We start from the raw sequence: 14067 nt of genomic DNA on the forward strand, positions 1-14067 counted from the left end.
CGGCAGGGGCCCTGATGTGCCCCTGCCGCATTGGTTCAGGCCTTTTTGGCCAGCGCATCCAGAATGCGTGCCCAACTGCGCGTGCCTTTGTGAAAGCTCTCAAGGTCGTATTTCTCGTTGGGTGAATGGATCTGGTCATTGTCCTTGGCAAAGCCGATCAGCATCGCATCCGTCCCGAGGATCTGCTTGAAATATCCCGCAATCGGGATCGACCCACCGCAGCCGGTATAGGCCGCGTCCTCTGGCCATTCGTCGGACAGCGCGCCACGCGCGGCTTCGAATGCGGGATGGTCTGTCGACATTTGCGAGGCGGGTGAGGCACCGTGGCCGTGGAAATCAGCCGTGCAATCGGGCGGAAGCATCGACTGCACATAGGCGCGGAAACTCTCGCGGATGGCATGCGGATCCTGCGTACCGACCAGACGAAAGCTGATCTTGGCCGAGGCTTGCGATGGCAGGACCGTCTTGAAACCCTCGCCGGTATAGCCGCCGATGATGCCGTTGACCTCGCAGGTGGGGCGCGACCAGATCATCTCAAGCGCGCTGCGGTCCTGCTCGCCCGCTGGCTGGGACAGGCCGACATCGCCCAGAAAACCCGCATGGTCGAAATTCAGCCCGCGCCACTGTTCCATGATCTCGTCGGGCAAGTCGGGTACACCGTCATAGAACCCCGGCACGGTCACGCGCCCCTGATCGTCGTGCAAGCCCGCAATGATGCGCGACAGCACGCGGATCGGGTTGATCGACGCCCCGCCATACATGCCGGAATGCAGGTCCTTGTCGGGGCCGGTGATCGTCAACTGCTCGCCCAGAAGCCCGCGCAGCATGGTCACGATTGACGGCGTTTTGGACTGAAACAGCCCGGTGTCGCAGATCAGCGCCACGTCGGATTTCAGCTCTTCGGCATTCTCTTTCATAAACGGCACAAGGCTGGGGGAACCCGATTCCTCTTCGCCTTCAAAGAAGAAGGTGATGCGGCAGGGCAATTTGCCTGTGACTTCATGATAGGCGCGGCAGGCCTCGACAAATGTCATCAACTGGCCCTTGTCATCGGAGGAACCGCGTCCACGGATGACCTTGCCTGCGGGCGTATCTTCGATCGCGGGATCAAACGGGTCACGATTCCACAGATTCAGCGGATCGACGGGCTGCACATCATAATGGCCGTAGAACAGCACATGCGGGCCGTCGCCCTCGACATGGCCCACGACCATCGGATGGCCAGGGGTGGGGCGCTTTTCCGCCTTTACGCCGATCGAGGCGAGATCGGCCACCAGCCAGTCCGCCGCGCGATCACACTCGGCCTTGTAAGCAGGATCGGTCGAGATCGAAGGGATTCGCAACAATTCAAGCAGGCGGTCTGTCGCGCCGTCGAGATCGGCGTCGATACGGGCCAGGACATCATCAAGTGACATGGGGGACGCTCCGTTCAAGTGAGGTTTTGCCGCAACGTATCAGCGACATACCCACTGTCCAGTGCATCAAAGCGAAATCGCCACCAATCCGCCCAGCACCATCGTTGCGCCAAACGCTTGCCGAAGGTTCAGCCCTTCGCCAATCCATGACGCATAAGCGAGGATCAGCAGCGTCTCGGCCGCCACGATGATGATATAGATCACCGACAGGTCGGCCCGGCGAAGCAGCACAATCTCGGCCAGGAACGCTATGGAAAACCCGATGATTCCCAAGCTGATACCGACCGGGGTAAACCCGTCTGATGCGGCTTTCATGCCGACCGTCGCGACCGCGTATCCGACAGCGGCCCCAACCACCAGAAGCGTCGCCGTCAGCGGGTGGATAAGGATCTGGGACATTGTAAAGTCCTTATGGATTTACCGAAAAGTCTTGGTGGTCAAATGGTGTTAGAGTTCGCAGAATAGGGTTTCAGTATATCTTGATGGGAGAAGCCCGGAAAGTAATGGATACCTTGCCTTTGACGGCGATTCCGGCGGCGCTTGATCTAAATCAAGGCTGCGACACCGGGTCATGGGTGAAAAGGTTGTCAGATGGACGCGCGCCCTATATCCATTCACTAACTTGAATGCGGAGCCTCTCTGCAAGCTATGCCGCTGACCGCGCCAGCGACCGAATGATGGAGGAGCCGGTGGACTACACCGCGAAGCTAGACGAAGCCCTGAATCACCTGCATGCCGAGGGCCGTTATCGTACCTTCATTGATATCGAGCGTAAGAACGGTCAGTTCCCGCACGCGACTTGGCGCAGGCCGGATGGGTCAGAGACCCCCGTGACGGTGTGGTGCGGCAACGATTATCTGGGGATGGGCCAGCATCCGGTTGTTCTGGCAGCGATGCATGAAGCGCTGGACGCGACGGGTGCCGGATCGGGTGGCACACGCAACATTTCCGGCACGACGGTTTACCACAAGGCGCTGGAGGCCGAACTGGCCGATCTGCATGGCAAGGAATCGGCGCTGCTGTTCACCTCTGCCTATATTGCGAACGACGCGACGCTTTCGACGCTGCCAAAACTGTTCCCCGGCCTGATCATCTATTCCGATGCGCTTAACCACGCCTCGATGATCGAAGGCGTGCGCCGCAACGGCGGTGCCAAGCGTATTTTCCGCCACAACGATGTGGAGCATCTGCGCGAGCTTATGGCGGCGGACGACCCGGATGCGCCAAAGCTGGTCGCGTTCGAGTCGATCTACTCGATGGACGGCGATTTCGGCCCGATTGAGGCGATTTGCGACGCGGCCGACGAATTCGGTGCGTTGACCTATATCGACGAGGTGCATGCGGTGGGCATGTACGGACCGCGCGGGGCAGGCGTTGCAGAGCGCGACCGTCTCATGCACCGGCTCGACATTATCAATGGCACGCTGGCCAAGGCCTATGGCGTGATGGGCGGGTATATTGCCGCATCGCATAAAATGTGTGATGCCATAAGGTCTTACGCGCCGGGGTTCATCTTTACCACGTCGCTGCCGCCCGCGGTTGCTGCGGGTGCCGCAGCTTCTGTCGCGCATTTGAAGCGTGATCACGGGCTGCGTGAGCAACAGCAGACACAAGCGAAAATCCTCAAGACACGGCTGAAGGCGATGGGACTTCCGATCATCGACCACGGTAGCCATATTGTGCCGGTGATCGTCGGTGATCCGGTTCATACAAAGAAATTGTCGGATCTTCTGCTGGAAGGTTACGGCATCTATGTGCAGCCGATCAATTTTCCGACAGTTCCCCGTGGCACAGAACGTCTGCGCTTTACGCCGTCGCCGGTTCATGGGCCGCGCGAAATGGACGCGCTGGTTTCCGCGATGGACGCCCTGTGGTCGCATTGTGCGCTGAATCGTGCCGAACTCAGCGCCTGAATCGTTCATCGGTGTAAATTTACTTGTGATATGCTATCTTGCCTCAAATAAAGTGCGCGAGACGAATCGAGTTTTGACGCGCTAAGATATGACAAGAACCACGAACCGTGGATTGGGGCAGCTGGGCATGATCGGAAGGAAATCACCTCCGGAACCAAAGCCGTTAGTAAGCGGCCCACGCAGTTTCGATGATTTCGATCTGCGTCTTGGCGATCTCATGCGTGGTGAACGCGCGACTCTCGGCAAATCACTTTTGGATGTGCAGCGCGAATTGCGTATCAAGGCCAGCTACATCGCCGCCATCGAAAACTGCGATCCTTCCGCGTTTGATACGCCCGGTTTCATTGCGGGTTATGTGCGTTCTTACGCGCGTTATCTGAACATGGACCCCGACGATACCTTTGTGGCTTTCTGTCAGGAAAGCGGGTTCGAGACCGCACATGGCATGTCCGACCGCGCTTCCAGCATCAAGAAGCAGGAAAAACCATCGCGTATCGGCAAGGACCCGTTTACCGAACCTGCGATGCCCTTTGCGCCGGTCGGTGCATCCGTGCTGTCGCAGATTGAGCCGCGCGCAATCGGCTCGACCTTTGTGTTATTGGCGCTGGTCAGCGGTATCGGTTACGGCGCATGGAGCGTTCTGCAAGAAGTACAGCGCGTGCAGCTTGCCCCGGTTGACCAGACACCCGTTGTCTTGTCCGATCTCGATCCGATCAGTGTGGCTGCGGCCCCCACATCTGACGATCCCGCCGTGGCGGGCGTTTTTGATCCGCCTCGCAACGATGCGCTTGACCGTCTTTACCGGCCCGAGGCACTGGATGTGCCGGTGCTGGTTGCCCGGGACGCACCCATCTCGACACTTGATCCTTCGACCGTGGGGGCCTATGCGCACCGGCTCCGGAAAGACGAGGTCGAGATCCGCGAGCAGGTCGATTTCGCAATGGCCGCACCGGATGTGGAATTGGCACCGAACGGCCCTAAAGTTCTTGAAGACGCGGTTCCAGGTGTGATGATGGTCGCCGTGCGTCCGGCATGGGTGCGGGTGCGTGCCGCTGACGGATCGGTGATTTTCGAAGGCATAATGAACGCGGGTGACACCTATGACGTGCCCAGCACGCAGAACCCCGCCTCGCTGCGCGTGGGCGATTCCGGCGCGGTCTATTTCGCCGTCAACGGGCAAACCTACGGTCCGGCAGGCCCGAATGGATCTGTTACGTCAAAGGTGGCGCTTTCGATTGACCACCTGACACAGACCTATGCCGTGGCAGCGCCGAATGCCGATTCCGATCTTGCGCGTGTCGTGGCAGAGCTTAACGCGGCTGAGGTCAATCCGCTGCAACCATCCCAGTAACATCAGCCCGCAAGGGTGGCAAACCGCCTGGTGCCGGACTACATAGGCTCAAGGACCGTCCACAACCCGGAATCACAGTGACATGAGCCTCAACCACATCCGCCCGTGGCGTAATATCTATCGCCGCAAATCCCGTCAGATCATGGTTGGCAATGTGCCTGTGGGCGGCGACGCGCCGATCTCGGTGCAGACCATGACCAACACCGACACAACCGATGTGGCCGCCACGGTGGCGCAGGTGCAGGCTGCGGCAGAGGCGGGGGCGGATATTGTCCGCATCTCGGTCCCGGACGAGGCGTCGTCGAAAGCCTTGGCAGACATCACGCGCGAAAGCCCGGTGCCGATCGTGGCCGACATCCATTTCCACTATAAGCGTGGCATCGAATCTGCACTTGCAGGGGCTGCCTGCCTGCGGATCAACCCCGGCAATATCGGCAGCGCCGACCGCGTTCGCGAAGTAATTGCCGCCGCGCGCGACAATGGCTGCTCCATACGGATCGGCGTCAATGCCGGTAGCCTTGAAAAACATCTGCTGGAAAAATACGGCGAACCCTGTCCCGATGCGATGGTGGAATCTGGCCTTGATCACATCCGTATCCTGGAAGACAATAACTTCCAGGACTACAAGATCAGCGTCAAGGCCAGCGATGTATTTATGGCCGCGGCCGCCTATCAGGGCATCGCCGAAGCCACCGACGCGCCTATCCACCTTGGGATTACCGAAGCGGGCGGGCTGGTGTCCGGCACGATCAAATCGGCCATCGGATTGGGCAACCTGTTGTGGATGGGCATCGGCGATACGATCCGCGTGTCGCTCTCGGCCGATCCGGTCGAAGAGGTCAAGGTCGGCTTCGAAATTCTCAAGTCGCTGGGCCTGCGCCACCGCGGCGTGAACATCATCTCCTGCCCCAGCTGCGCGCGCCAGGGCTTTGACGTCATTGCCACCGTGGCCGAGCTGGAAAAACGTCTCGAACATATCAAGACACCGATGAGCCTGTCGATCATCGGTTGTGTCGTCAATGGCCCGGGCGAGGCGTTGATGACCGATGTGGGCTTTACCGGCGGCGGGAACGGTGCAGGAATGGTTTATCTTGCAGGTAAGCAAAGTCACAAACTCTCGAACGCTCAAATGATCGACCATATCGTCGAGCAGGTCGAAGCGCGTGCCGCCCAGCTCGACGCCGCCGAAGAAAACGCCCACGCCGCCGAATAAAAAGACTGCGCTCTTACCCCAAACCGTCCATCTTCTTCTTGGCCAAAATACTCCGGGGAGCGCGAGGGGCTGGCCCCTCGCTCCGACCTCAGCCAAGGTCGCAATAGCCCGAAAGAATTCGCGCTATCTGTCGAAATAGCGTTCCAGAACGAAGACCGGCATCTGTCCGCGGATCATCATATCGGGCAAGACATAGCTTGGCGTTTTGTCCAACCCCATGCGCTCAAACATTGCCAGATCGGCATCTGCCTCAGCACTGTCCGGCTTCACTTCAATCGCAAGACCGCCAACAATCTCCGCAGCCGTGATTTCTGGTCGCTCCATGATTGTGTTCAGCGCGAGCAGAGCGGACCCATCCTGACGACGCGCAAGCGCGCGCAAAAGTCCTGGCCGTGTGTCTTCTGGTCCCGCCGGCAAAAGCAACAGATTGATCCGCAGATCGCGTCTTTCGACAAGCGCCTTCAGATCCGCCAGCACATCCGTGCAGCTTTCACAGCCCGGCTTCAGAAACACGGCCCAGACCGTACCAGCCTCCACCGAGCCCAAACCCGGCGCGTCGCGCGCAAACAGTTGCTGTGCGTAGCCGCCGATCATGGCAAGGTCGGCGGCTTTTTCAGCGGCATACGGATCAACCGGTGGCGGAGCGCTCAGGGCCGTCTCGACAATTTCAGGATGATCGGCAAGCACTGCCCGAAGCTCAGCGCCCAACGCTATTTGCGCGGCAGGCGTCTCGAACAAGCGCTCTGCTGCGCCGACGGATCCGGGCAGGCTGGCCAGCAGTGCAATGACCGCCAGCGATGTCTCAGCCATTTTCGCGAAGCGTCTCGACCACCTGTCGCATCCCGTCAATCGGAACATAGCCGCGCAGCATTTCGTCCTGCATGACAAAGGTCGGCGTGCCGTTGATTTGCAACCGCTGTGCCAGCGCGCGTGTTTCTTCGATCACCTTGCTTACCTCGTCGGCCTGCATCTGCGCGATGATCGGGTCGGCCTCCAGGTCCAATGTATCGGCGATACGGCGCAGGGCGGTTTCCGTCACTTCGCCCTTGAAATTCATCAGCGTGTCGTAGACCGCAGCATAGGCCTCGTCGCCGGCGATTTGCTTGGTCGCAATGGCAAAGCGCGACGACGTCACGGATTCTTCGCCAAGGATCGGGAGTTCCTTCACAATGTAGCGGATATTGCCGTCGCTGCTGACCAGTTCCTTGACCTCTTCATGCGCCTTGCGGCAGTAGCCGCAGCGGTAGTCCAGAAACTCGACCAGCGTCACATCGCCTTCGGGATTGCCACCCTCCCACGAAAATCCGTCATTGAAGAGCGCTTCGGCATTGACCTCGACCATCGTGCGATCGTCCATCGCGGCCTGTTCTGCCTGACGCGCTTCAAGCGTGTTGACCGCCTCGATGATGATTTCCGGGTTTTCCAGAAGATAGCTGCGCACTTCCTGGCGAAAGGTGTCGCGCTCGGCCTCGCTCATCGAGGTGATGTCAAAGGCCATCGCGGGGGCAGCCAGCGCAATCCCAAGGGCAAGGGTGGAAGCGGCGAGGGGTCGTTTCATGTCATTCTCCGATCGGTATGTCTGGGGTCGGGGCTACCGTTTCGTGGCGCGTTCCGCAGTCAATAGCACATCCTGTGCGCGTTGCCATGGGCCGGAACCACGCGGCAACAGGTCTACGGCACGTTTGGCATGTAGCCCTGCGTCTTTCATCCGGCCCTGAAGGGCATAGCGTTCCGCCGTAACCACCGAGGCCATGCCGGTCTGGCCGGTCTTGGCGTAGGCCACGGACAGGTCGCGCAGCACCCGCGCGTCGCGCCAGTCGCGGTCGCGGGCCTTTTCCAGCGCCGACAGGGCATCGCGGGGACGCTCAGCCGCCAGCAGGGAGCGGCCCAACCCGCCAAGGATCAACGCATTGCGCGGGGCAAGTTTCGAGGCCTGCGCATAGGTGTTGACGGCGGCACCCGCCTGCCGGCTTTCCAGCAGGATCTGGCCCTTGAGATCCATGTAGAACGGATCGCGCGGGCGCAGCTTCAACGCACCGTCGATGCTGGCCAGTGCGTTTTTCAGATCTGACTGGCGGTGATGGGCTGCGGCCTGACGCATAAGCGCGATATCCTGCGTGGCGCTGTCCTTTGCGCGGCGCAGCGTCCATCCCGGCGCGCGGGTAAAGGCCGACAACTTGCCCTGCGCGCGGGCAAACCAGTACAGCGCAGCATTGCTGTCGGGAAGGTCCTTGCCGTACGCCGCAACAAACCCCTGCATGGCCCGCATCCGGTCTCGGTTCAGCGGATGCGACAGCATGTAAGGATCCTGACGGCTGACGCTTAGCGCCTCTTGTCCCTTGAACATCTCGTGTACTTCGACAGCGCCTTGTGGGTTCACGCCCGCGCGCACCATATACCGGACAGAGCTTTGATCGGCAGAGGCTTCCTCGGCGCGACTATGGCCCAGCAGAACGCGGAGCGCCGAGGATTGCGTGCCTATGGCGACACCGGCTGCGGCCTGACCGCCACCTGCCGCAGCCGCAGCCGCGGCAAGGATCATGCCAAGGCCCGCAGCCGTCCGGGCGCTGGCGACGTTGCCGGCCCGGCGTGTCAGATGTCCGTTGGTGATATGGGCTGCCTCATGCGCGATGACTGCTTGCAGGGACCGTGCGTTGGGTAGCTTCAGTAGAAGGCCAGTGTGGATGAAAATATGCTGCGTGTCCGCCACAAAGGCATTCAGCGACGAATCATTGACCAATAACACCCGCACCTGCGCCGGGCTCAGCCCCGCTGCGCGTAGGATCGGATCGGCAAGTTGCGCCAAAGCGTATTCAATATCGGCATCGCGGATCAGCGACGCCGCCCGCGCAGGAACCGCTGCCAGCGCCATGACACCGATCGCGAGGCAAAGAGTTTTTATCAGATGCATTGACGCCCCGGTGTTTCGCTCGAATAAGAGCCTTTGGATACACAGTTTAGGGAGGTTGCGATGCAGAACTCAAGGCGTGGAGCGGTCGATCCCTTCATTGTGATGGACGTGATGGAGGCCGCGCGGGCCGCGGAGGCTGCCGGGCGCAGCGTGATCCACATGGAGGTCGGCCAGCCCGGAACGCCTGCGCCGGAAGGCGCGCGGCGCGCATTGGCGAAGGCACTGGAAGAGGATGCGTTGGGCTACACGGTGGCTTTGGGGCTGCCAGCATTGCGCGCGCGGATCGCGAAGCTCTATGGCGAGTGGTACAATGTCGATCTTGATCCGGCGCGGGTCGTGGTGACGCCGGGATCTTCAGGTGCCTTCCTTCTGGCGTTTACGGCGCTCTTCGATGCGGGCGACCGTGTGGCGCTTGGCAAGCCGGGATATCCGTCCTATCGGCAGATCCTGCGTGCGCTGGACCTGGAGCCGGTGGAGATCGAGACCAAGCCGGAAAATCGTTTGCAACCCGTGCCTGCCGAATTGCGCGACACGGCATTTGACGGGTTGCTGGTGGCCTCACCGTCAAACCCGACCGGGACCATGCTGAACAAGGACGCAATGGAAGCGTTGATCGGGCTTTGCGCCGACAAGGGCGCGGCCTTCATCTCGGACGAGATTTACCACGGCGTCGAATATGAGGCGAAGGCGGTCACGGCGCTGGAAGTGTCCGATGATGTCGTCGTCATCAACTCTTTCTCGAAATATTTCAGCATGACCGGATGGCGGGCGGGATGGATGGTCGTGCCCCCCGGCATGGTCCGGCAGATCGAAAGATTGGCGCAGAACCTGTTTATCTGCGCGCCGCATGCCTCGCAGGTGACGGCCTTGGCTGCGATGGATTGCGAGGACGAGTTGCAAGGCAATCTCGCGGTTTATGCCGCCAATCGAAAGCTGATGCTTGAGGGGCTGCCACAGGCCGGGTTCGACCGGATCGCACCGCCGGACGGGGCATTCTATATCTACGCGGATGTCTCGCATCTGACGGATGACAGCCGTGCATTCGCGGCAGAAATACTGGACGGGGCAGGGGTGGCCGTGACGCCGGGGCTGGATTTCGACCCGGCCCGAGGGACGGGAACGCTGCGCTTTTCCTATGCCCGTTCGACCGCCGACATCACCGAAGGGCTGGCGCGGCTGCAAAACTACATGGCCACGCGTCAGCAGAAACCGTAGCGGCTCCCGCCAAAGGGCAGAAAATCTCGCTTCTGGCGGCGTGGAAACTGCAAAAATTATTGCTTCGGTGTAGTGGCCAAAGCAACCCAACCGGGCGTATGGGTGTGTTTCAACCGGACGGGAAGAGACGGATGAGCAGTTTGAGAACATGGACCGCGGCGCTGGTACTGGCGGTGCTGGCACAGGTGGGATTCGCTCAGGATCTGCCGGGCCCTGTCCGGCTGGATCCGCGCAACAGCGTGATACAGAATCGGCTATTTGGCGGGGCCAATGTTGACCTGACGCTCAGCAAGGGCGTGCCGTACCGGGTCTACACGCTGGGTCAGCCAAACCGATTGGTGATTGATTTCGAAGATGTCGATTTGGGCGGTGTCGATCCCGACGCATTGTTGGATTCCGGCAGGTTTTCAAACCTTCATTTGGGGGCACCACGGCCGGGCTGGTCGCGCCTGACGGCCCGGATGGCGCGGCCGATGATCGTGGCACAATCGGCCATGACAATCGACGCGGGCACCGGCAAGGCGCGGCTGCATGTTCGGTTGGACAATGCCGATCAGACGGATTTCGATGCGCGGGCAGGCGATGTGCAAGACCCGAACCGGGATCTGCCGGTCGCGAACGGCGCTCAACAGTCACAAACCGGCAGCGGCACCCGTTTGCTTCGGGTAGTGCTTGATCCCGGCCATGGCGGGCTTGATCCGGGGGCCGAGGCGGATGGCACGACCGAGGCGCGACTGATGCTCACGCTTGCGCGCGAAGTGAAGGAAACGCTTCAGCGCGCGGGCGGATTCGAGGTGATCCTGACGCGCGATTCGGATGTTTTCATCTCGCTTGAGGCCCGCGTGGACATCGCGCATGACGAAGGCGCTGATGTTTTCATCTCGCTGCATGCCGACGCGCTGGAAGAGGGGGTGGCAACGGGTGCGTCGGTCTACACGCTGGCCGAGACAGCCTCGGACGCGGCCAGTGCCGCGCTGGCACAGCGTCACGACCGTGACAATCTTCTGTCCGGGCTAGACCTGACCGAGGCGGATGACCGGCTGACAAATGTCCTGATAGAGCTTGCTCGGCTGGACAATGCGCCGCGTTCTCGGGCGCTGTCGGGCCATTTGGTGACAGGCATCCGCAACGCTGTGGGCGAGGTTTACAAACACCCGCAGCGGCAGGCCGGGTTTTCGGTGCTGAAGGCCGCCGATATTCCCTCTGTCCTGATCGAGGTGGCGTTCCTGTCCACCTCGGGAGAGCTACGGAAACTTCGCGATCCGATGTGGCGGGCCAACATGGCGGCGGGGATCCGCGACGGGCTGAGCGCTTGGGCGGCAGAAGATGCCGCAACGTCACAGCTGCGCCGTCGCTGACGCCCGCCGCATTTGGGGGAAAGGCGCGCATCTTCAGGTGGATGTGTTTTGACCCTTTGCAGGGCTATGTATAGATAGGCACAACAATCAGACAGGGGGCCGCTCGCGTGCTCAGGTTCATCCTATCCTTTTTTGGCGGTATCTTCAGCGTTCTGACGCTGGGTGCGATGATTATCGCGCTGAGCCTTGGTGCGATTTTCTGGATTTACGGCCGCGATTTGCCCAGCCACGAATCCCTCGCGCAATACCGCCCGCCCACGATCAGCCGGATCTATTCGACCGAAGGGCGTATCATCGATGAATTTGCCAAGGAGCGCCGCCTGTTTGCCCCCGCTGAAGAGATTCCGGATCTGGTCAAGCAGGCGTTCATCTCGGCCGAGGACAAGAATTTCTACGAACATCAGGGCTATGACCTGCGCGGCATCGCCTCGGCCGCCTATGACGCCGTGCGCACCCGTGGCCGCGACGTGCGCGGTGCCTCGACCATCACCCAGCAGGTGATGAAGAACTTCCTTCTATCTGGCGACCGCCAGTTGGAGCGCAAGATCAAGGAAATCATCCTCGCCACCCGTCTGGAAGCGACGCTGAGCAAGGAAGAGATCCTCGAACTCTACATGAACGAGATTTACCTCGGGCAGAACTCCTACGGTGTGGCCGCTGCCAGCCAGACATATTTCAACAAGCCGCTCAGCGATCTTGCGCCGCACGAAGCGGCGTTTCTGGCGTCATTGCCCAAGGCGCCATCGGATTACCATCCGGTGCGCCGCAAGGAGCGGCTGACCCAGCGCCGCGATTTTGTGCTGAAAGAGATGTTCGAAAACGGTTACCTGACGGACGCTGTTTACAAGCAGGAAGTCGCGCAACCGTTGCGCTCTGTCCAGAATGGTGATTTCGAGAGCTTTCAGGCACAACTGCCGCCGCGCGACTATTTCACCGACGAGATCCGCCGCCAGTTGCAGGATGATTTCGGCGAGGGCGAGTTCTTTTCCGGTGGCCTGACCATTCGCGCCACGCTTGACCCGGAGATGCAGGTCGAAGCCGCCGAGGCGCTGCGACAGCAGTTGGAACAGTATGACCGGGGGCTTGGACGCTGGCGCGGGTCTGGCAAGAAGATCGCTGCCGACAATCTGAACAGCGAAGAAGCGTGGCGTGCCGCACTTGCCGATGTGCGGGTCGCGCGCGACATTGATCTGGAATCGGTCTGGCATCCGGCGGTGGTTCTGGGGATCGAGGATCAACAACTGCGCCTTGGCATCGAGGGTGTCACGGAAACGGCGGAAGAACCCTTTGTGGTGCCCCGCAACGACATCTCCTGGATCAAGGGCAACTTCTTCGACAATTTCGAAGTCGGCGATGTGGTGCATGTGCGCCGCATGGTCGAGGACGGCTCTGGTGCCTTCATCCGCTGGACGCTGCGGCAGGTGCCGCAAGTGCAGGGCGGGTTCATGGCGATGGACGTCAACACAGGCCGCGTTCTGGCGATGCAGGGGGGCTTCAGCTACCAGCATTCGGTGTTCAACCGCGCGACACAGGCCAAACGCCAACCGGGTTCGAGCTTCAAGCCCTTCGTCTATGCCTCGGCGCTGGATTCAGGTTATACGCCGGCCACGATCATCGTGGACGCGCCGATTGAGATCAACACGCCTCAGGGGGTCTGGCGGCCCAAGAACGCGTCGAACCAGTTTTACGGGCCGACACCCCTGCGCACTGGCATTGAACGCTCGCGGAACCTGATGACCGTTCGTCTGGCGCAAGAGGTCGGTATGAACGTGGTGGCAAGCTATGCCGAGCGGTTTGGCGTATACGATCATCTGCAACATGTTCTGGCCAATGCGTTGGGCAGTCAGGAAACGACGCTGTTCCAGATGGTCGCGGCCTATGCGATGTTCGCCAATGGCGGAGAGCGGGTCGAACCCACGCTGGTTGACCGGGTGCAGGACCGCTATGGCGAGACGCTCTACCGCCATGACCAGCGCGTCTGCGAGGATTGCGCCGATCCCTCCATCGCCGCAAATCGCAGCCCGCGCATCACCTCCAACCGCGAACGGGTCATGAATGCCGTGACGGCCTATCAGCTGACCTCGATGATGGAAGGCGTGGTGCAGCGCGGGACGGCCTCCAGGGTGGTCAATCTATCCGTTCCCACGGCGGGCAAGACCGGGACCACCAATGACGCTAAGGACGTCTGGTTCATCGGGTTTACCTCCAACATCGTCGCGGGTTGCTATATCGGATATGATCAGCCGCGCAGCCTGGGGCGCGGGGCGTCGGGCGGCGGCTTCTGCGGCCCGGTATTCCAGCGGTTCATGACAAAGGCCGTGGAAAAATACGGCGGTGCCGCGTTCAAGGTTCCCGATGCGTGTCAGTTCATCAATATCGACCGCACTACCGGTGCGCGCCTGTCGGATAGCGCACGCGGCGAGAATGTGGTTTCGGAGTGTTTCCGCCAAGGCGAAGAGCCGATCTTCGGCATCCAGTTCGACGGCGGCTTTGCGATGGGGTCAAACTTTGACCTGATCAGCCCGACCGGCGGCAGTGCGTCGCGTGAAGTTACCACCTCGACCGGCAAGAAGGCGATTGTCGGCCCCAAGGCGACCTTCGGCTCGATGAGCTCGGGCGGGCTGTATTAATAGACAGATGTTGCGGGCGACGGGTGGTCCCGTTTGCCTGCGGTGCCTGAGGCGCTGAACG

11 protein-coding genes are annotated in these 14067 nt (G+C 60.8%); 6 read left to right on the forward strand and 5 right to left on the reverse strand.

What is annotated here, in order from left to right:
* Positions 1-35: 35 nt before the first annotated feature.
* On the reverse strand, positions 36-1415 hold the full coding sequence (locus tag ACN0WV_RS01580; RefSeq protein ID WP_417603278.1) for a M20/M25/M40 family metallo-hydrolase: 1380 nt from the start codon (positions 1413-1415) through the stop codon (positions 36-38).
* Between the two features lie 66 nt (positions 1416-1481).
* Positions 1482-1814 (reverse strand): 5-aminolevulinate synthase, encoded by a 333-nt coding sequence (locus tag ACN0WV_RS01585; RefSeq protein ID WP_084349805.1) that lies wholly within the window; start codon positions 1812-1814, stop codon positions 1482-1484.
* 290 nt (positions 1815-2104) lie between these two features.
* On the opposite strand from ACN0WV_RS01585, the gene hemA reads away from it, so the two are divergent.
* The 3 genes from hemA (at position 2105) to ispG (ending at position 5892) form a co-directional block, all read left to right on the forward strand.
* Positions 2105-3328 (forward strand): 5-aminolevulinate synthase, encoded by a 1224-nt coding sequence (gene hemA / locus ACN0WV_RS01590; protein ID WP_084350270.1) that lies wholly within the window; start codon positions 2105-2107, stop codon positions 3326-3328.
* A 127-nt stretch (positions 3329-3455) separates the two neighbouring features.
* Complete coding sequence (locus ACN0WV_RS01595) at positions 3456-4679, forward strand: helix-turn-helix domain-containing protein (RefSeq protein ID WP_417603818.1); 1224 nt, start codon at positions 3456-3458, stop codon at positions 4677-4679.
* A gap of 82 nt (positions 4680-4761) precedes the next feature.
* Entirely contained in the window at positions 4762-5892 is a 1131-nt protein-coding gene (ispG, locus tag ACN0WV_RS01600) for a flavodoxin-dependent (E)-4-hydroxy-3-methylbut-2-enyl-diphosphate synthase (RefSeq protein WP_417603280.1), read from the forward strand.
* A 123-nt stretch (positions 5893-6015) separates the two neighbouring features.
* Here the strand turns inward: ispG and ACN0WV_RS01605 are convergent, their stop codons facing one another.
* The 3 genes from ACN0WV_RS01605 to ACN0WV_RS01615 are packed head-to-tail and all read right to left on the reverse strand — an operon-like array spanning position 6016 to position 8803.
* A complete protein-coding gene (locus tag ACN0WV_RS01605; protein WP_417603282.1) occupies positions 6016-6702 on the reverse strand; it encodes a hypothetical protein in 687 nt (228 codons plus the stop codon).
* A complete protein-coding gene (locus ACN0WV_RS01610) occupies positions 6695-7450 on the reverse strand; it encodes a DsbA family protein (protein WP_417603284.1) in 756 nt (251 codons plus the stop codon). The genes ACN0WV_RS01605 and ACN0WV_RS01610 overlap by 8 nt, the downstream gene beginning before the upstream one ends.
* 33 nt (positions 7451-7483) lie before the next feature.
* Positions 7484-8803 carry a M48 family metalloprotease gene (locus ACN0WV_RS01615; RefSeq protein ID WP_417603286.1) on the reverse strand — a complete coding sequence of 440 codons (1320 nt, stop codon included), beginning with the start codon at positions 8801-8803 and terminating at the stop codon, positions 7484-7486.
* A gap of 60 nt (positions 8804-8863) precedes the next feature.
* On the opposite strand from ACN0WV_RS01615, the gene ACN0WV_RS01620 reads away from it, so the two are divergent.
* The 3 genes from ACN0WV_RS01620 (at position 8864) to ACN0WV_RS01630 (ending at position 14006) form a co-directional block, all read left to right on the forward strand.
* Positions 8864-10018 (forward strand): pyridoxal phosphate-dependent aminotransferase, encoded by a 1155-nt coding sequence (locus tag ACN0WV_RS01620; RefSeq protein ID WP_417603288.1) that lies wholly within the window; start codon positions 8864-8866, stop codon positions 10016-10018.
* A 131-nt stretch (positions 10019-10149) separates the two neighbouring features.
* On the forward strand, positions 10150-11376 hold the full coding sequence (locus ACN0WV_RS01625) for an N-acetylmuramoyl-L-alanine amidase (RefSeq protein ID WP_417603290.1): 1227 nt from the start codon (positions 10150-10152) through the stop codon (positions 11374-11376).
* Between the two features lie 107 nt (positions 11377-11483).
* Entirely contained in the window at positions 11484-14006 is a 2523-nt protein-coding gene (locus tag ACN0WV_RS01630) for a penicillin-binding protein 1A (protein ID WP_417603292.1), read from the forward strand.
* The last annotated feature ends 61 nt before the right edge of the window (positions 14007-14067 follow it).

It is taken from the genome of Primorskyibacter flagellatus, assembly GCF_048268605.1.
Classification (GTDB): domain Bacteria; phylum Pseudomonadota; class Alphaproteobacteria; order Rhodobacterales; family Rhodobacteraceae; genus Primorskyibacter; species Primorskyibacter flagellatus.